The 19509-nt window shown below is 32.3% G+C and carries 21 protein-coding genes; 18 read left to right on the forward strand and 3 right to left on the reverse strand.

Annotated features, from left to right (window positions below; all coding sequences use genetic code 11):
• The first annotated feature begins 2 nt into the window (after positions 1-2).
• The 11 genes from MR875_09205 (at position 3) to glmM (MR875_09255) (ending at position 9914) form a co-directional block, all read left to right on the forward strand.
• A complete protein-coding gene (locus MR875_09205) occupies positions 3-323 on the forward strand; it encodes a NifB/NifX family molybdenum-iron cluster-binding protein (GenBank protein ID MCI6995013.1) in 321 nt (106 codons plus the stop codon).
• A 172-nt stretch (positions 324-495) separates the two neighbouring features.
• The gene (locus MR875_09210) at positions 496-873 is read left to right on the forward strand and encodes a hypothetical protein (GenBank protein MCI6995014.1); all 378 of its coding nucleotides are present in this window, start codon (positions 496-498) and stop codon (positions 871-873) included.
• Between the two features lie 100 nt (positions 874-973).
• The gene (locus tag MR875_09215) at positions 974-1321 is read left to right on the forward strand and encodes a hypothetical protein (GenBank protein MCI6995015.1); all 348 of its coding nucleotides are present in this window, start codon (positions 974-976) and stop codon (positions 1319-1321) included.
• Positions 1322-1414: 93 nt separating this feature from the next.
• A complete protein-coding gene (locus MR875_09220; GenBank protein ID MCI6995016.1) occupies positions 1415-1966 on the forward strand; it encodes an NAD(P)H-dependent oxidoreductase in 552 nt (183 codons plus the stop codon).
• 333 nt (positions 1967-2299) lie between these two features.
• Positions 2300-2881, forward strand: coding sequence for a 30S ribosomal protein S3ae (locus MR875_09225; GenBank protein ID MCI6995017.1), 582 nt, complete (start codon positions 2300-2302; stop codon positions 2879-2881).
• 480 nt (positions 2882-3361) lie between these two features.
• The gene (locus tag MR875_09230) at positions 3362-4027 is read left to right on the forward strand and encodes a hypothetical protein (protein MCI6995018.1); all 666 of its coding nucleotides are present in this window, start codon (positions 3362-3364) and stop codon (positions 4025-4027) included.
• Positions 4028-4057: 30 nt separating this feature from the next.
• Positions 4058-5344 (forward strand): hypothetical protein, encoded by a 1287-nt coding sequence (locus tag MR875_09235; protein ID MCI6995019.1) that lies wholly within the window; start codon positions 4058-4060, stop codon positions 5342-5344.
• A 178-nt stretch (positions 5345-5522) separates the two neighbouring features.
• The gene (locus MR875_09240; GenBank protein ID MCI6995020.1) at positions 5523-6194 is read left to right on the forward strand and encodes a hypothetical protein; all 672 of its coding nucleotides are present in this window, start codon (positions 5523-5525) and stop codon (positions 6192-6194) included.
• A gap of 339 nt (positions 6195-6533) precedes the next feature.
• Positions 6534-7238 carry a TIGR00297 family protein gene (locus MR875_09245; protein MCI6995021.1) on the forward strand — a complete coding sequence of 235 codons (705 nt, stop codon included), beginning with the start codon at positions 6534-6536 and terminating at the stop codon, positions 7236-7238.
• A 91-nt stretch (positions 7239-7329) separates the two neighbouring features.
• Complete coding sequence (locus tag MR875_09250; protein ID MCI6995022.1) at positions 7330-8568, forward strand: 2,3-bisphosphoglycerate-independent phosphoglycerate mutase; 1239 nt, start codon at positions 7330-7332, stop codon at positions 8566-8568.
• A gap of 8 nt (positions 8569-8576) precedes the next feature.
• On the forward strand, positions 8577-9914 hold the full coding sequence (glmM, locus tag MR875_09255; protein MCI6995023.1) for a phosphoglucosamine mutase: 1338 nt from the start codon (positions 8577-8579) through the stop codon (positions 9912-9914).
• A 109-nt stretch (positions 9915-10023) separates the two neighbouring features.
• Here glmM (MR875_09255) and MR875_09260 read toward each other — a convergent pair whose 3' ends face one another.
• A complete protein-coding gene (locus tag MR875_09260) occupies positions 10024-10194 on the reverse strand; it encodes a rubredoxin (protein MCI6995024.1) in 171 nt (56 codons plus the stop codon).
• A gap of 153 nt (positions 10195-10347) precedes the next feature.
• On the opposite strand from MR875_09260, the gene MR875_09265 reads away from it, so the two are divergent.
• The 7 genes from MR875_09265 (at position 10348) to MR875_09295 (ending at position 16819) form a co-directional block, all read left to right on the forward strand.
• Positions 10348-11637, forward strand: coding sequence for an NTP transferase domain-containing protein (locus MR875_09265; GenBank protein MCI6995025.1), 1290 nt, complete (start codon positions 10348-10350; stop codon positions 11635-11637).
• A gap of 9 nt (positions 11638-11646) precedes the next feature.
• A complete protein-coding gene (locus MR875_09270; GenBank protein ID MCI6995026.1) occupies positions 11647-12129 on the forward strand; it encodes a gamma carbonic anhydrase family protein in 483 nt (160 codons plus the stop codon).
• Between the two features lie 3 nt (positions 12130-12132).
• Positions 12133-13233, forward strand: coding sequence for a histidinol-phosphate transaminase (hisC, locus tag MR875_09275; protein MCI6995027.1), 1101 nt, complete (start codon positions 12133-12135; stop codon positions 13231-13233).
• Complete coding sequence (locus MR875_09280; protein ID MCI6995028.1) at positions 13233-13940, forward strand: anaerobic ribonucleoside-triphosphate reductase activating protein; 708 nt, start codon at positions 13233-13235, stop codon at positions 13938-13940. Before hisC ends, MR875_09280 begins: the two co-directional genes overlap by 1 nt.
• An 8-nt stretch (positions 13941-13948) precedes the next feature.
• A complete protein-coding gene (locus MR875_09285) occupies positions 13949-15085 on the forward strand; it encodes a tetratricopeptide repeat protein (protein ID MCI6995029.1) in 1137 nt (378 codons plus the stop codon).
• A gap of 77 nt (positions 15086-15162) precedes the next feature.
• On the forward strand, positions 15163-15780 hold the full coding sequence (locus MR875_09290; GenBank protein MCI6995030.1) for a TetR/AcrR family transcriptional regulator: 618 nt from the start codon (positions 15163-15165) through the stop codon (positions 15778-15780).
• Position 15781: 1 nt separating this feature from the next.
• Positions 15782-16819 carry a DUF116 domain-containing protein gene (locus tag MR875_09295; protein MCI6995031.1) on the forward strand — a complete coding sequence of 346 codons (1038 nt, stop codon included), beginning with the start codon at positions 15782-15784 and terminating at the stop codon, positions 16817-16819.
• Here the strand turns inward: MR875_09295 and glmM (MR875_09300) are convergent.
• Positions 16816-18195, reverse strand: coding sequence for a phosphoglucosamine mutase (glmM, locus tag MR875_09300; GenBank protein ID MCI6995032.1), 1380 nt, complete (start codon positions 18193-18195; stop codon positions 16816-16818). The two genes, MR875_09295 and glmM (MR875_09300), sit on opposite strands and share 4 nt — an antisense overlap.
• A gap of 53 nt (positions 18196-18248) precedes the next feature.
• Positions 18249-18653: an OB-fold nucleic acid binding domain-containing protein gene (locus tag MR875_09305; GenBank protein ID MCI6995033.1), complete on the reverse strand. Its 405-nt coding sequence runs from the start codon at positions 18651-18653 to the stop codon at positions 18249-18251.
• Positions 18654-19509 lie beyond the last annotated feature (856 nt).

Here is a 19509-nt window from a genome sequence, read left to right on the forward strand (position 1 = left end):
ATATGCGTTTGGCTGTTGTATCTTCTGATGGTGAAAATGTTGATTTGCACCTTGGAAAAGGACATTCTGTGTATGTTTATGATTATGAGGATGATTTGACTTTTGTTGAAAAGAGAGATGTCGAAATAGCTGAAGATTCAAAACATCAGGGTGGTAAAGTTATTAAAGCTTGTGAAGACTGTGATGTTTTAATTTCAATGCAGTATGGTTTCAAATCAAAAGTCAGAGCAGATAAAATAGGTATGAAACTTGTTATTGATGAAGGTCCAGTGGATGAAGTATTGCAAAGATACATTGACCATTACAACTTCATGCATAACTAATTTTTTTCTTTTTTTTAAAACAATTTTTTTTAATTGTTACAATTCTTTTTAACTATTATAATTCTTTTATTTTAAAAACTATTTGGTATAAATATGTTTTAAACTAAATTAACTTCATGGAAATATTTTCAAATTTAAAATAGCTATTTTAATAAATTTTGGTAGGTACTTTATGAAATTAAAACATGAGGATGCTATTTTAAAAGAGGTGGCTCGAAAAAATATTGAAGGTTTCGCTCAGCTACTGGGCATTGAAAGTAAAGTTAAAGAGATTTATCCAACAGACGGTTTGCATTTTGATCCAAAACAGTTTCAAGCAGATATGGTTTATCTTTTTGAAGATGGTACTTTGCTGGATATTGAATTTCAAACTACTTTTCCTAAAAAGGATACGATGGACAGGATTAAATATTATGGTGCTGGTTTGCAGTTTCATACTCATAAAACAACAAAGTCAATTATTATTTATTCTGGATTTAACTGTGATTGGAGGAATATTGATAATTTAATGGAATTAGCGGATTTTTTTCCCAAGGTGGATTTTATCTAGACAAAAGGATGCTGATAAAATTTTAAGTAATATTAAAAATAAAATTGAGAATAATGAAAACTTAAATTCATTGGATTGCTGTAAGCTTTCGTTGATTTTATTGTTTGGGAGTAAAAGAACTTCTTATGATGTTGTTAAAGAGGCTTCGAATATTGTAATTAATGCAAAATCACTTTCAATTGAACAAAAAAGGCATGTGGCAAATATTCAGTATATATTGTCGGATAAATTTTTACCATTAAACAAAAGGGATGAAATAAACGAGGTGTTTTCTGTGGAATTGGATCTTTTTGATGAATTTATTGAACAGGGTATTGAACAGGGAATTGAAAGGGGTAAGCTTGAAGAAGCTCGTATAATTGCTAAAAATCTTTTAGATGATGGATTTCCTATTGAGAATATATGCAAAACTACTGGTTTGACTAAGGAGGAAATTTTGAAGTTATGAGTTGTCCTTTTTTCTTTTTAAATTAATGTTAAACATGTCAAACAGTTCGTATTTACACTAACATTTAAGTACTTTATTTGCTTAAATTTAACTATGTCTAAATATATTATTATTACTGGAAGCCCACGTGTGGGTGCAAATTCAGATTCTGTTGCTGAATTTATTAAAGCTGAATTAGGAAACAATGATGTTGAAATCTGGAATATTTATGAAAAAGATTTTACTTACTGTCATGCTGACAATGCATGTAAAGAATTAGGCAAATGTGCAATTGATGACGATGCAACTGCATTAGTTGACCAATTAAAAGAAGCTGATGGAGCATTTGTTATTGCACCTATTTACTTCGGACGTTTACCTGGTCCGGTATGTACTTTAATCGACAGATTCTATGGTGTTTTCAACCCTGCAAAAGGATTAGATGTTCCTTCACCTAATAAAAAAGTAGGTTTCGTTCTTACTATGGGTGGGGATGAAGTAGAAAATGTTGAACCTGTTGCAGCTCAATCTGCAGGTGCATTTGCTGTTGTTGGCTTTGGAGCTTCTGACAGTGTTGTGTTAGGTGGAAACAACGATCCTGCAGCATTTATTGGTAGTGATGATGAAAAAGCTAAAGTAAAAGCTTTAGTTGACTGGATGTTATAAGTTTAACATCTTCTTTTTTTTATTTTTTTAAAATTTATAAAAATTTTTAGTTATTTTCCTAAGTTTGAAAATCTTTATATATCATGAATTAAATAACTAATAACAACCTTTATGGGCGGATTTTATAAATTAAAACTTAATTAATTGTATTCTCTTTAAATGGATGGAGAATATTTCATAATAGTCGAATTAACGATTGTAAACTTATACTTAGTTAAAATCATTTTTACAATTTAATTTGGGTGCTATACTCAATTTAGGGACTATTTTATAAAATTTTAATGGCGTAACGCTAAATTACTATATAATATATAATTTTAAACGGTTGATATAATGGCAAAAGCAAAAGCAAGACGTAGAGTACGTGATACCTGGAAAGAAAAATCCTGGTATACTATTAAAACCCCAGTGAACTTTGAAGATAAAGAAATCGGAGAAACTCCGGCTAAAGACGCAGAACTCTTAATCGGAAGAGGCGTAGAAGTTACTATGAGAGAATTAACCGGAGACTTCTCAAAACAATACATCAAACTCAGATTTGAAATTGATAATGTTGCAGGTGAAGTTGCAAACACTAAATTCACCGGACACAAAACCACTACTGATTACGTAAGAAGTATGATCAGAAGAGGAACTTCTAGAATCGACGCTTCTACTGTAGCAAAAACCAAAGACGGTCGTAAAATCAAACTTCAAGTTCTCGCTGTAACTATAAGAAGAGCGAAATCTTCCCAACAAAAATACATGAGAAAAGTAATTGAAGATTTACTCACCGAAGCAGCAGCTGAAAAATCCTTCGATGATTTAGTAAAAGTTGTTGTAAATGGTAAATTAGCATCTGAAATTTATCACAATGCTAAAAAAATCTACCCTCTCAAAAGAGTAGAAATTATCAAAAGTAAAGTAATCAAATAGGATTACTTTTTCACTTCTTTTTTTTATTTTAATTTATTGTTCTAATTTTTCATAGATTTTATTAAATCTCTAAGTATTAAAATAATGTTTATTTTATCTGATAGTTATTTGATTATTGTTTTTTTTATTTGATGTAATCTATTTTTCATATTTTTATTACAATTGTGATGTTAGTTTTGTTTAATAATTTATTATTTATTAATGATATTGTTCATATATATCATGTATCTTTTCATTGTTCATTTTGAATTTATATGTTTAAATAAAATAATATTAATTTATATATTAATAACATCAATATGACAAATGTATATTACATTTTTCTTGGAACATGTTTATCCCCAATATTAATTAAGTCATTGAGTATATTTCCTCAGTAATGTTATATGGGGATTTAATGAAATTAATTTAATCATATGATTGAAGCACATAATTAATTATCTGGCTGTAATGGTTGGATAATTTTAGTGAGATGATTCTATGGGTAAATTTAACGCAAAACTCTTGTTTGCAATATTCATGGTACTCATTTTATGCTCTGTTCAAGCAATTGCAGCAGCAGATGATGCAGGAGATATTGTAGCAAGTGATAATGGTGATTTATCTGAAGAGATATCAAACGACAACGTAATTAACAATGATCAGTTGATGGCAAGCAATGATGATGCATTGGCTGCAGAACCTGGAACTTTCACTGATTTGAAGAATGAAATTTCCAAATTAGATTCTAATAATTCTACACTGGTATTGTCCAAGGATTATGTTCGTGCTGATAATGAGAATACAATCTCTATTAGCAAGAAGGTGAATATTGCTATAATTGGTAATGGTCATAAGATTGATGCAAATCAATTAGGTACTATTTTCACTGTATCCTCTCCGGTTGTATTGAAAGATATTGTATTTGTCAATTCAGTTAACAAATACTCTTCAGCAATTTCTTTACAGCCTAATTGTGCAGGTTCAATTATTGATTCATGTACCTTTGAAAACAATAATGGTGGTGCAATTACTGTAAATGCTGATGATGTTACAATAACTGATAGCACTTTCATTAACAACACCAACAAAGCAGCTATTTACATCTTGAACAATAATGCTGTTGTTTCAAAGTGTAATTTCCTCAACAACACTAATGGTGGATGAATATATACTCAAGGAGATAACACTGTAATTATGAATTCAACCTTTGAGTCCAATAATGGAATCTATGGTGGGGATATACATTTAGGTGCAATTAATGGTCCGGCTAAAGTTATTAACTCTAAATTTACTAATAACACTGCTGATGCTCATATGGATGCAATAGCTTATGGTGGAGCAATATATGTGGATTCACTTGATGTATTATTAGATAATTTGGATTTCAATGATAATATGCCAACCACTCAAGGTGGAGTAATATATGTTCACGAAAAGAGCACATACAATATGATTACTAATGTGACCATTAACAATTCCAGATTCAACAACAACCGTGTTGGCGGTACTTATTCATATGGTGGAGCAATATTCACAATTGCACCTCATTTGAAGGTATATAATTCAGAATTCAATAACAATTCAGCACCATATGGTGGTGGAGCTATATCAGTGATGTTCTTAAGAAACACTATTGAAATCGAAAACTGTACTTTTAAGAATAATGCTGCAAAAATTCAAGGTGGGGCTGTTGAAATACAATGCTCCAATTCAACAATTAAGAATTGTGAATTTGTAGGTAACAGAGTTTCCTCATATTATGGTGGAGCAGTATATTCTACTGCGGTTAATTTAACTATTGAAAATGCAGTATTCAAGGACAATTCTGCTGCTTATGGTGGAGCATTATTTATGTCTGGTGCTAATTCCAATGTTGAAACTGTTGTATTTGATGGTAATACTGGTACTTATGGTGGTGCAGTATATTTATCTGGTGTTAATTCCAATATTGTAGATTCAATCTTTGAAAACAACAAAGCATCTGGTTGGGCTGGTGCTATATTCATTACAGCAAAAAATGCTACAGTGGACAATTCAGAGTTCAACTACAATCAGGCTATGTATGGTAGTGCAATTGCAGTTTATACTAAGGGATCAATGGATATTTCTAATTCCAAATTATTGAATAACTTAGCTAATTCCCAAAAGATCACTGTTTTGGCTGTTGTAAATTCCACAAAAGTTGACATTCATACAGTATTTTATGGATGGGATAATGTATTAAATGGAATTTTAGCTAATGGATACTATCAAGGAGATTCTGCAGTTACAGTTCAAAATGTCACCTACTTAAGTGAAAACGCAGCTGTACTTAACACTGGAAGTGAAAAAGTTACTCCATTAACTGCTTCCAGTCCTGATAAAGTATATTCAGACTTCCGTGAAGCTGGAATGCCTATTGATATTGTTATTACTGATTCAAATGGTAATGTAGTTGCAAGTGGATTATTAAGTTACAGTAATTCAGAAAAATATAATTAAAGAATACAACAATCAATTAACTGACATCTATGGTGATGTCAATATTACTGGTATTTCTTTAAAACCAGGTAAATCTAACGTAACTGCTACTCACAAACTTGACAATTACTATACTGAAATTGTTGCAAAATCTAGTTTCGAAGTTCCAAAAGTTAACACTAATGTTGGTGCAGACAATGTGACTAACAGAACTGGTGCTACTATGGACATTCCTGTTGATGTAATTGACGAAAATGGTGAACCTGTTGCTAATGGTACTGTTAAATCAACTATCAATGGTGTAGAATATACTGCTGATGTTGTTGATGGAAAAGCTACCTTTAAAAATGTGGTTTTACCTGATGAAGTAGGTAACTACACATATCCTGTTGAATACTCTGGTAATGATTATTATATGAATTCAACCGGTAATGTGAACATTGAAACTATAGAAGTTAAACCTGCTATTATTATGTTGAATACTACAACAACTAGTGATGACATTGAAGGTCATGAAGGTGATGTTAAAAATGTTACAGCTAACATCGTTGATAACAGAGGTAATTCGGTTCAGAATGGTACTGCTACTTTCGCTTTCGACGGTAATATTTTCACCGCAGAAGTTAAAGATGGAAAAGCAGTATTTACTGATATTGAGTTACCTTCTGAAGATACTGAAGCTGTAATTAATTATAATGGAAATGAATACTACAATTCATCTTCAACAGCAATTTTGATTACTATCATTGCTGATCCAGACCCAAGTCCGGAACCTATTCCAGACCCTGATCCAACTCCTGGACCTGGACCTAATCCTACTCTGGACCAAATCCAAGTAACGGTGGTTCAAGTTCAGAAATGGTGGGGCTAATGGAAATGGTGCTGCAGGAAACAACATGCACAACACTGGTAACCCGATTTTTGCAATCTTATTGGTATTGTTTGTTTTAGTTTCAAATATCTCTTTAAGACGTAAGGAATAAACATTATTTTGGAAGATATATTCTTCCTTTTTTCTTTTTTTTAATCTACATTTCATGAATTATTTTAACTGATTTTAAAAACAACTTCTATAATTTAATCTGTTCTTTATTTTATTCTGTAGGCAATAGTGTCAATAATTATTTTAATCGATTAACTTTTTAATTATTTTAGCTTAATTAATGCCATTTAAGTAACATATTTATAGAATCTAAACAAATATACTATTGTGATTGAAATGGATGGATTAATGATTAACTGGTTATATGTTATACTATTATTTATTTTAGGATTTATTACCTATAGAAGACAGTCATTGGATTTATTTGGCTCAGCAGTAATGATTGTTATGGGTATTGTGATAATCTTCTCAGCTGGGGCTAACTGGTTATTGTTGATTGTTTTATTCCTTATCATGTCTTTAATCGCTACTAAATTCTCAAGAAAATATAAAATGTCTTTAGGGGAATTTGAAGGAAGAAGGACTTCCAAAAATGTTATTTCCAATGGTGTTGTAGCTTGTTTTATGGCTGCATTCGGAGGGTACTACTCCCCATTTGTTGGAGGTTTCATAGGTGCGATTGCAACTGCAACAGCAGATACATTGGCTTCTGAAATTGGTGTTTTGGATGCACATCCTCGTTTGATAACCAATCTTCAGAAAGTGGATCCTGGAACAAATGGTGCGGTTTCAGTATTGGGAACCGTTTCTGGAATTGTTGGTGCTGCTATCATTGGTATTGCAGCATATTTCCTTGGAATCATGCCAAATCCATTTATGGCTATTTTAGTTTCAATTGTCTCTGGAACCATAGGATGTTTTGGTGACAGTATTTTAGGAGCTCTCTTTGAAAATCAAGGTTGGCTTACTAATGAACACGTTAATTTACTTGCAACAATCTTTGGTGCGATTGTTGGAATTTTATTAATTTAACTTTTTTTACTATTTTTAACCCTTTTTTAAATAAATTATTTAACTAATTAAAAATAAACCTTATATTAGTATAATTTATTAGGTGATATTTATGAAAGGACTTATTTTAATTATGGATGGTATGGGTGACCGTCCTATTAAAGAATTAGGTAATAAAACTCCTTTAGAAGCAGCTAATACTCCAAATATGGATAAAATGGCTGAAGAAGGAATTACTGGTATTATGGACTCAATTGCTCCAGGTATTATTCCTGGAAGTGACACTGCACACCTTTCTATTTTAGGTTACAATCCATATGAAGTATACACTGGAAGAGGGCCGTTTGAAGCAAATGGTGTTGGAGTAGAAGTTCTTCCGGGAGATATTGCATTCAGATGTAACTTCTCAACTGCAGATGAGGATTTAATCGTAACTGACAGACGTGCAGGAAGAATCAAAGAAGGTACCAAAGACATAGTTGAAGAATTAAACAAAATGGTTTTGGAAGATTATCCTGACATCAAAATAATATTCAAGGAATCTACTGGCCACAGAGCAGTTTTAGTTTTAAGAGGTGAAGGACTTTCAGGTAAAGTAAGTGATGCTGACCCTAAAGTTGAAGGAAACAAACCTAAAGAAGTCAAAGCTTTAGATGATACTCCAGAAGCTAAAAAAACCGCTGATATTTTGAATAAAGTAGTAGTAAAAACTTATGAAATGGTTAAAGATCATCCAGTTAACTTAAAAAGAATCGAAGAAGGACTACCTCCAGCAAACATTGTCATCCCTCGTGGTGCAGGTGAAGTACCGTCCGTCGAATCAATAAATGAAAAATACGAAGTAAATGCAGCATGTATTGCAGAAACCGGGCTCATTATGGGTATAGGAAGATTCGCAGGTATGGATATCATTGAAATGGAAGATGTAACTGGTGGAATCGACACTAATTTGGACAATATTCGTGATACTATTGTAGATCAAGTAAACAACTCAGAACATGATTTCTTCTTGGTAAATATTGATGGTGCTGACGAAGCGGGTCACGACGGCCAAACTGAAGAAAAAGTTAAATTCATAGAAAAAGTCGATGAAGTTGTAATAAGTGAATTATTGAAACTTGAAGACGTATATATCTACTTAACAGCAGATCACTCAACACCAATTTCAGTAATGAACCACTCTGGAGACCCAGTGCCTGTTGTCATCAGAGGTCCTGAAGTGAGAGTGGATGATGTTAAAGAATTCTCCGAGAGAGCATGCGCTAAAGGAGGACTCAACAGGATTAGAGGATCTGACGTAATGAACATTATGATGGATTTAATGAATTATGCTCATAAATTCGGCGCATAGGTGAAATCATGGTAGCTAAAAAACTATTTGGAACATCTGGAATTAGAGGAAAAATCGGCTCAGAAGTAACCTGCGAGCTAGCATTGAATGTAGGTAAATCATTAGCTTACTATTTAGGTAATGAAGGATGTGTTGTTTTAGGTTATGATACAAGAACAACAAATCAAATGTTGGACCAAGCAATATGTGCAGGTTTACTTGAAAGTGGTGTTGATGTTGTAAAAATAGGTATGGTTCCAACACCATTAGTTGGTTATGCTACTGAAAAACTCGATGCTGATGCAGGAATCATGTTGACTGCATCCCATAATCCTTCCCAATACAATGGAATCAAATTATGGAACAAAAACGGTATGGCATACACTTCAAAACAGGAATCTGAAATTGAAGAAATCTATGCTTCTAAGGATTACATTTCAGTAACATGGGATAAAGTAGGTAAATTGAGTGTCAATGAAGAAATCAAAGGACAATACGTTGATGACTTAGTTGGTATGGTTGATATTAAGGAAGGGCTCAAAGTAGTAATTGACTGTGCATCTGGTGCTGGAAGCGAAATATCACCTTTAGTATTTAGAAAAGCAGGATGTGAAGTTACAACCCTTAACTCTCAAGTGGATGGATTTTTCCCTGGAAGAAATCCTGAGCCTAATGAAGAGAACCTACAGACTTTAATGAAAACCGTTGTAGCTATTGGAGCAGATTTGGGAATTGCTCATGATGGTGATGCAGATAGGATGATTACTGTCGATGAAAATGGTAATGTGTCTCCATTCGATTCTCTTTTAGCATTAATATCAAAAGAATTTGACGGAGATATTGTAACAACAGTCGATGCAGGATTATGTATGGATGAATCTGTAAAAGGTAAAGTCATAAGAACTCCTGTTGGGGATGTTAATGTTGCAGAAGCAATCCTAGAAAAAGATGCAAGCTTTGGAGGGGAACCTTCAGGAACATGGTTGCACCCTGACTTCTGTATGTGTCCTGATGGAATTCTTTCAGGTTTAAGAATGGCAGAAATAGTCTCAAGGGATGGTAAATTGTCTGATCTTTTAGAAGCTATTCCATCTTATCCGAATATCCGTGAAAAAATAACCTGCTCTAAGGAAGCTAAAATCAAAGTAATGGAAAATATGGAAGAATTTCTCACAAATGCATTTGATGATATTGCAGATGTAAATCCTCTTGATGGTGTTAGATTAACATTTGAAGATGATAGTTGGGTGCTTGTAAGACCTTCCGGAACAGAAGATTACATTAGAATAACTCTAGAGTCAAGAAGCCAAGAAAGAGCTGAAGAGATTAGAGATATCTGTGCAAAAATAATTAATGAAAACTTATGAAGAGGATATATCTTCACAATTCTCTTTTTTTAATGTGTATTGAACACTTTTTCAAGTGTTTTTTTCTAAATAGCTAATTTTAAAAATAAAAAAGTTAAGAAAAAGAAATTTATTCTTCTTCTTCAACGATAAATGCGTCAACACCTAATGCTGCACATTCTGGGCAAACCCAATCATCTGGCATGTCTGCAGGGGTTTTTCCAGCAGGAATATTGTAGGATGGATCTCCTTTTTCTGTATCGAATCTGTATTCACAGTGTAAACAAACATATACTGTCATTTTTTCAATCTCCTTTATTATTTATGCAATTAGCATCGCTAATATAAATTGAGTTTATACGAACTATTATTTAAAATTAATTATTCGACTAATAAAATTAATTAATAAGGAACTGGATAACTATATATCATTAATAAAAATTTTGTGGGGATAATAAAAGTGAAAGCAATTATTTTATGTGCTGGAGAAGGGTCAAGAATGAGACCTTTAACACTTACCAAGCCTAAAACTATGTTACCAGTCGCTGGAAAGCCAATCATGCAATATAACATAGAATCATTAAGAGAAAACGATATTAAAGATATTTTGCTTATTGTTCGTTATAAAGAGGAAATGGTTAGAAATTACTTCGGTGACGGTAGTGAATTCGGAGTCAATATAACTTATAAAAGACAGGAAGATTTCCTTGGAACTGCGGATGCAATTTCATATGGAAAAGACTTCATTGAAGACAGTTTGATAGTTTTAAATGGGGACATTATTTTAGACGATGAGATTATCAGTGATTTCATCAATAAATATGATGAACTAAAACCAGATACTTTAATGCTTTTAACTGAAGTAGAAGATCCTTCTGCATTTGGTGTTGTCGAAATCGAAGAGAGCCATATTAAAAGTATTGTAGAAAAGCCTAAAAGAGAAGAAGCACCAAGTAATCTAGTAAATGCAGGAATTTATATTTTTAATAAGGACATTTTTGATAAAATTGATAAAACTGAACTTTCCCAAAGAGGAGAATACGAAATTACAGATTCATTGACTATGCAAATTGAAGATGGATTAAATGTAATGGGCCATAAAACCGATAAAGATTGGATTGATGTTGGCCGTCCATGGGAATTAATTGAAGTAAATGAAGAGTTAATCTCTAATCTCAAAACTGAAATCAAAGGTAAAGTTGAGGAGGGAGCCCATCTTCATGGAGAAGTATTCTTGGATGAAGGAAGTATAATTAGAGCTGGAGTTTATATTTCAGGTAATGTATACATAGGCAAAAACTGTGATATAGGCCCTAACTCTTATATTCGTGGTAATTCTTACTTCGGTGATAATGTTCATGTTGGAAATGCTGTTGAAATTAAAAATTCAATTATTATGGAAAATACCAATGTCAGTCATTTAAGCTATGTTGGGGATTCCGTAATAGGTTCTAACTGTAATATTGCAGCAGGAACCAACATTGCAAACTTACGTTTTGACAACAAATCAGTCAAAACTAAAATTAAAGATCAAATGATTGATAGTGGAAGACGTAAATTCGGTTCAATCATTGGTGATTCTGTAAAAACTGGAATCAACTCCAGTTTCTCTCCAGGTGTGAAGGTAGGACACAATGCTACCATAGGTTCTGGAGTTTTATTATATGATGACGTACCTTCCGATACAAGAGTATTGGTAAAACAAGATTATATTATTCAAGAAAAAAATGTAAAAAAAGAATGAGGTGATATTATGGAAAATATTGAAGACTCTATTGTAATATGCCCTGGCGCACAAGTATTCGGTGATGTTGAATTAAATGAAAATGTATCTATCTGGCATGGTGCTATTTTAAGAGGAGATACAGACTCAATTACCATTGGAAAAAATTCTAATGTTCAAGATAACTGTGTTGTTCACTGTACTGAAGGATTCCCAGTTGAAATTGGGGAAAACGTATCTGTAGGTCACGGTGCTGTTGTCCACGGCTGTAAACTTGATGATAATGTATTAATTGGAATGAATGCTACAGTTTTAAACGGAGCACATATTTCAAAAAATTCCATTGTAGGGGCAGGGGCTGTTGTAAGTGAAGGTAAGGAATTCCCGGAAAACAGTTTGATTTTAGGTGTTCCTGCTAAGGCAGTTAAAGAATTATCTCCTGAACAAGTTAAAATGATTCAAAATAATGCAGATAATTATGTAAGACTTTCCAAACAATATAAGGAAGATTAAATCATGAAAGCAAGAAAAATTGTAGATGAAATGGATTCTTATGTTCCTGGAAGATCTCAAGATGAGATTGCTCAGGACTTCAATTTAAAAAAAGAAGATATTATTAAATTAGGATCCAACGAAAATCCATGGGGTCCATCTCCTAAAGCTATGGAAGCTATCAAACAGGAAATAGGTTCAATAAACAGATATCCTGAATCTCAATTAGGTGAACTCGTCTCTGAAATAGCTAAATATTCTGGAGTAGATGATTCCCAAGTGATTATTGGTGGAGATGGTGCTGATGAAATCATTGATGTTTTAGCAAAGACATTCATTGATAATGGTGATGAATTCATTGTCCCATTGCCTTCTTACATGTACTATGAGTACTTATTAAAACAATATGGTGCAAATCCGGTCTATGCAAGATGGGATGTTGAAAAAAACGAATTGGATGTTGATTCAATTTATGAGGCAATAACTGAAAAAACCAAAATGATTTTCTTGTGCAGCCCTAACAATCCTAATGGTACTTTAATTGATCAGGAAGTGTTCATTGACATCGCTTCTAAAAATCCTGATATATTGATTGTTATTGATGAAGCTTACTTTGAATACTCCGAAGTCACTAATAAGGATTTAATCAATGAATTCAATAATATTTTTATCATCCGTACATTCTCAAAAGTATTGGGTCTTGCAGGAATGAGGGTTGGTTACGGTCTTGCATGCGCTGAAATTATTGAATACATGCACAGAATAAAACCTGTTTTCTCATTAACAAGACTATCCTTTGCAGCTGCTTTAAATACTCTTAGAGATACTGAATATATTGAAAACTCAATTAAAAAAGGTATTGAATCAAGACAGTTCTTATATGATGAAATTTCAAAGATTGATGGACTTTTCGTATTCCCATCCAAATCTAATTTCATGTTGATTAACGTAAAGGAAACTGGTCTTACAGCAGCAGAGTTAGCTTTAGAACTTATGAAAAAAGGTATAATTGTAAGAGACTGTACATCATTTAAAGGATTGGATGAATATTGGATTAGAATCAGTATTTGTACTCTTGAAGAAGACAAAAAATTCATCAAAATCCTAAAAGAGGTTTTAGAATAATGTATATAGGTGGAACAGTTATTTCTTCTGTTGAATTTCATGAAAATATTTCATTAGTTATTTTCATGTCTAAATGTCCTCTTGCGTGTAGATATTGTCATAATGTGGAACTTTTAGAAGACAATACTGAATGGTCCTTTGATAAAGTAAAAGAGGAAATTGATTTTTCTGCTGACTTTTTGGATGCAGTTGTAATTTCCGGTGGAGAACCATTGGTACAAGTAGATGCAGTAATAGAAATATTAACTTATATCCGCCAAATTGGATTAAAAACAAAACTAGACACTAGCGGTATTTACCCAGACAATCTTAAAAAAATATTGGATTTAGGTTTACTTGATTATGTTTCCCTTGATGTTAAAACAACCTTTTCTAAATATAAGAAAATCACAGGGGCGAATGTAGGTTTTCAAGTTAAAAAATCAATGGATCTAATAAATGATGCTGGAGTTCACTTAGAAGCAAGAACAACTTATGTTCCAACATTACATACTAAAAAAGACATTTATAATTTGGTAGATGAAATAGACGCTGATATTTACACTATTCAACAGTTTAGAAATAAAAATGTATTAGACCCTGCTTTGGAAAAAGTAGATGTTCCAAATCCGCATGATTTGGAAAAATTAGCTCGTGAAATCAAACCATATTTTGATGGTATTGTTAAAGTTAAATCCGGAGAATTTGGAGAAAAAGTAATTGATTGAGGTATATAATGCCAATTTTGTCCTTTTCAAGTAATGATATTGATGTTATCACTGGTAAAAAAACTAGAACTATACGTAAAGCATGGAAAACTCCACTAAAAGTTGGAGATAGGCTTTATTGTTATTGGAACTTAGTATCAAAAGAAAAAATGAAAATTTTTGAAGCGTTTGTTACAAAGATAGAAGACATATCTTTTGATGAACTTGAAGGTAATGATGAGTTGGCTCGCCAAGAAGGATTCAAAGATTCCAAAGACATGTTGAAGGAATTCAAGAAGATGTATGGTGGAAGAATTGACTCTTCTGAAAAATTCCAAATAATCTATTTTGAAAAAATTCATATTGATGATTGGAAAGGCGATAAAATCGATGAAAAGGCAATGATTTCCAAAAGGGCAGACATTTTGTTTGACAGTGGAAAATTTGACAAGTCTGCCATGTGTTATGATGCTGCTTTAAGATTGGATCCTCATGATGTTTATTTGCTAAACAAACAGGGAGATAATTTATCCAGATTAGGTAGGTTTGAGGATGCTATTGAATGTTATGACAAGGCTTTAATGGTGGAGCCTGACAATATCTATATCTTAAATAACAAAGCTATTGCACTTTTAAACTCAGGAAACATTAATGAAGCATTAAAAGTAAGTAATATTGCTTATAATTATCGTCCAAGCAGTCCTGTTGTCCTTTATTGGAGAGGTTTTATTCTAGAGATGCTTGGAAGATATGATAATGCTTTAAGGGTGTATGATAAACTCATAGTTATTGATGGAGACAACCCTGAAGTATGGAACTCTCGTGGAAACCTGTTGACTGATATGGGAATGTTGGAAGAAGCAATTGAATCATTTGACAAAGCAGTTGAAGTCTGTTTGGATGATTCTGAAATGGATGCTGCTGCTATTAATAGAATGGGTAATGCTTACATTGATTTGGGAAAACTTGATGAAGCTTTGGATTGTTTCAATAAGGCTATCTCTTTAGAACCATACAATATTGATTTTTTACTCAATAAAGGAGTGGTTTTAATGGAACTTAGTAATTTTGAAGAAGCTATTGACAGTTTCAACAAAGTATTGCTTAGAAGTCCGGATAATGAAGATGCGTTTTTCCTAAAAGAAGAATGCTTGGAATATCTCTGACTTTGAATTTATTTTTTTTAAAATTTTGTTAACTAACAACCGTTAGTTTTATATTGTTTAACTAACAATTGTTAGTTATGGGAGAAAAAACTACTAAGGAAAAGATATTTGATGTATCATTGGAGTTGTTTTCACAAAAAGGATTTAACAACACTTCAGTCAGGGAAATAGCTCGTGAAGTTGGAATCAAGGAAAGTTCTATTTATAATCATTATTCATCAAAACAGGCTATTATGAATGATATTCTAGGGACATTTTCTACTTATTTTGATAATGCTGGTGACGTTGGAAATCCTGGAATGGAAGCTCTCCTGGAATCAAATCCTACAATGTTTTATCAGATGGGTTCAAGGATCTTTAGGGAACAGTTGAGAAATGAAAAAATAATGAAGATTTTCAGATTCCTGTTTATTCAAATGTATCAGGATGAAAAAGTTGCCGAATTTTTCCATAAACATATATTGGAAGAACCATTGGAATTCTGGACTTCCATTTTTGTTAAATTCATTGAAATGGAGATTATTAAAGAAGACTGTGATCCGGTAATGTTGGCTAGGGAATATTATGCTTATCCGATATTTTTGTTGATGGAAATATTCATTGAGAATAACTCTTTTCCAGATGATGAATTGGATAAATTATTTAATGAAGCAGAAAAACATGTTGAATTTATTTTTGATGCAGTGAGGGTTTGAAATGTCTGATTCATTATTTCCTTATCAAATTAAAGATAACTATTATGATGATGTTAATGATTTTGCAGAAGAATTCATCAGTTTTGCAAGGGAATTAAATGTAGAAGATTTGTCTGAAATGTTGGAGGGATTGCTGATTGGCGTTTATTGGGAGATTTATAAGAATGATGCAATGGTTCTATCTGAGAAGTCTCATAAAATTCTTGCAACATTGTCCAATAGAAGAAATGAGTCTAAAAAGAGCAAGGAACTAATTGATGATGTAAGGGGAATGCTTCTTACAAAAGAATTTTCCAAAGAAAAGAATGGGGATGATTTAGAATTAAATAAATCTAATTTAAAAATATTGTTGGATTATTTGGAAGCTACTGGTGATTTCATATATCAATTGCCTTATTTAAAAAAGTATGAACATGAAATAACACCAGAAAAATTGGATTTGTTTCAGGAGTTGGCGACTTGGTTTTTACAAAATTCATCAAAATACCTTGCTACATATACACTTGGATTTAAAGAATTTTTCAAAAATAATGAAATATCTCATAATTTAAAGGAAGATATAATATTTTTTAATAGTCCTGAAGAGTTATATCATTTAAATATGCTTGGAGCTAATTTAATGAATAGAATTTTCAGACCAGATTTCCAATCAAGAAAAAGAAAAGTCTTGCTTTTACCATCATGTATGAAAATATCTAAAGATAAATGCAAAGCTGAAAATACACGATTGGGTCCTGTATGTAGATTATGCAATAAAAATTGCAATATATTTAAAATAGCTAAAGATTTCCCTCATGAATTATATTTGATAGAACATAATTCAGACTCTTTGAAGGGTGCAACAAAAAAAGATTTAGTAGAACTTGGAATAATTGGAGTTACTTGCGTTTTAAATCTCATATCTGGTGGATATCAGGCAAGTAAAATTGGAATCCCTCCTCAATGTGTACTTCTAAATAGAGTTGCTTGCTCTAAACATTGGTTGAGTGAGGATTCACCATCAACAATTGATGTCCAAGAACTTTCAAAGAAAATTTAATCTCTATATTTTTTAATTAAGCTAATTCCCCATTCGGCCATTTCGTCAGCCTGCTCTTGAGAATTACCTTCTGAATAACTTCTGAAGATTGGTTCTGTTCCTGAAGGTCTGATAATGACCCAACCACCATCTTTGAAGATTTTAACACCATCAGTAGTATCAAGTTCGTAGTCTGTGGTTTCCTTAACTTCGGCAGCGATTTTGGACATGATTTCTTCTTTTAGATCATCAGCACATTCAGTTTTCATTTTAGCAGAATAATAAACTGGTAATTCACTGACCAATTCTGATAATGTTTTCTTTTCTTTAGCGATGATTTCTAAGATTTTAGCAACAGTTAAAGCAGCATCTCTTCCATAAACAAAGTTAGGGAAAATTAGCCCTCCATTTTCTTCTCCACCGAAAAGACCGTCAGTATCTTTCAATTTACGTGCTACAAGTAAGTCTCCAACAGAAGTAGCTATTACTTCACCATTGTATTCTTCTGCAATGTCATAAATTGCCTGGGAAGTTGCAACGGTTGTTACAATGGTTCCACCGCCATTTTCTTTAAGCATTTGTTTTTCAACTAATGTGAATGTCTTGTCTCCAAGAACAAATGCTCCGTTTTCATCAATACAGATGGTTCTGTCTGCATCACCGTCATGAGCAAGACCAATGTCAGCTCCCAATTCTTTTACAACAGAGATGAGTTCCTGCAAGTTTTCTTCAATTGGTTCAGGGTCACGACCTGGGAAAAATCCGTCTGCTTGACAATTTAAAGTAGTCAATTCACATCCAAGTTCTCTAACAAGGTATGGTGCGGTAAATGATCCTGCACCTGATCCGCAATCCAAAACTACTTTTAAATTAGCTTCCTTGATTGCATCTACATCAACATTTGACATTGCAGTGCGGATATATTCATCAATAATGTTGTCATTAGTGTACTTTTCACCAATTTCGTCCCAGTTTGCTCTTATTGGTTCGCTATCAAAATAAAGACTTTCAATTTCTAATTCAATATCGTCTGGAAGACCAATACCGAATTCATCTAAAAATTTAAGTCCATTGAATTTAGGAGGATTGTGACTAGCAGTAATCATGATTCCTCCATCGTAGTATTGTCTCACTGCATATTGGACTGCAGGTGTAGGTAATGTTCCCAAATCCACTGCATCACAGCCTGCTGAAAGTAATCCTGCTATTACTGCATCTTTTAACATTGGACTGGTTGTTCTGGTATCTGCACCAACTGCAATCTTACCTTTGACAACACTCCCATAACATGCAGCTAATCTTGTTGCGAATTCTGGAGTCAACACGTCATTTGCGGTTCTTCTAACTCCAAAAGTCCCAAATAATCTTTTTTTATTAGACATAATTATTATTCCTATAAATTTATTCTATGTTATTTTTGATTTTTTTTAAATAAATAGATATTTGTCATTTAAATTATACGCAGGCTGTCGCCGCTTGATAAAATTAATTCCAAATCCGATTTGTATTCTGTTATTGTTCCTACAACTTCAACTTTTTTATTCTTGAAATCTTCAATATTCAGATTCCTGGAGCTAATTTCTGCAACCTGTTTTTCAAATACAATTAGGGTAATTTGGCTTTCACCGTCACTTATTGTCAGAAAATAATTAGTTTTTGAACTGGATTGGACAATATCTGTAATTACTCCTTGAATCGATACCTTTTCATCAATCATTGATCTGGTTATATCATTTATGCTTACTTTTTTGACTTCAATTGATGGTGTAAATATGATTAATCCGATTATTCCAATTAAAGCAGTTATTAGGGCTATTCTTAATAATTTTTCATCAGTTATTTCCATGGTTTTCATTTAGTATTCAATGTAAAAATAGCTGATAGGATTTTAATTTGTAATAGTTATTTATTTTGGTTAAATTAGATGGAGTATAATAAATTTAATTTATTCTAATTGTGGTGAAAAGGCGACGTAAATATTGTATTTGCTGAATGTTTGACTCAAGTTGTCTTTCAGCAAATACGAACCTAAAAGAAAATATTAAATATTATTGGTGTTATGTGGCCTTCAATAATCGCTGCAATAATTAATAAGACAAAAGTTATGCAGATAATTAGCAGAATATCTTTAACTAATAGCTCATTTTCATGCTATATTTCTTTAATATTATAATTTTTAGATAGTATTGATTTTATAATATTAATCTCCAATTTTGTTATGATGAATGCACCAGTTAAAGCAAATTGATGCAGTATATTCAAAGATTCCATGTGGTAAAATTCCAAATATCCAAAGTGGAATGTCTATTCCAAATATATATCCTATTGACCCGGTTAATTGCAGTGATAACCAATGACATTATGGATAACAAAAGGCCGAAAGCGATGGTGGTTAGGTCTGAGCTAAAGTTATGGATGAAAAGTTCAATACTTGAAAGAAATACCTCACCATCAGTATTGGTTTCTCCCAATCCACTACTGATCTGACCAGTATCTCCATCCACGGTTATATATCCAAATATTGCACCTCCAATGAATGCAATGATGAAAAAATATCAAGGAAGCCAATAAAAGTTTTTTGTTTCTTTGAAAAAATTCTTTAATATATTTTTTTGTAAATATTTCCATGAGTTAACTCATTAAATGATTTCATAGAGTTATATTAATATTTTATCCAATTATAATAAATATTTTTTACTTTTTAAAGTTAA

Source organism: Methanobrevibacter sp. (assembly GCA_022775905.1).
Taxonomy (GTDB): Archaea; Methanobacteriota; Methanobacteria; order Methanobacteriales; family Methanobacteriaceae; genus Methanocatella.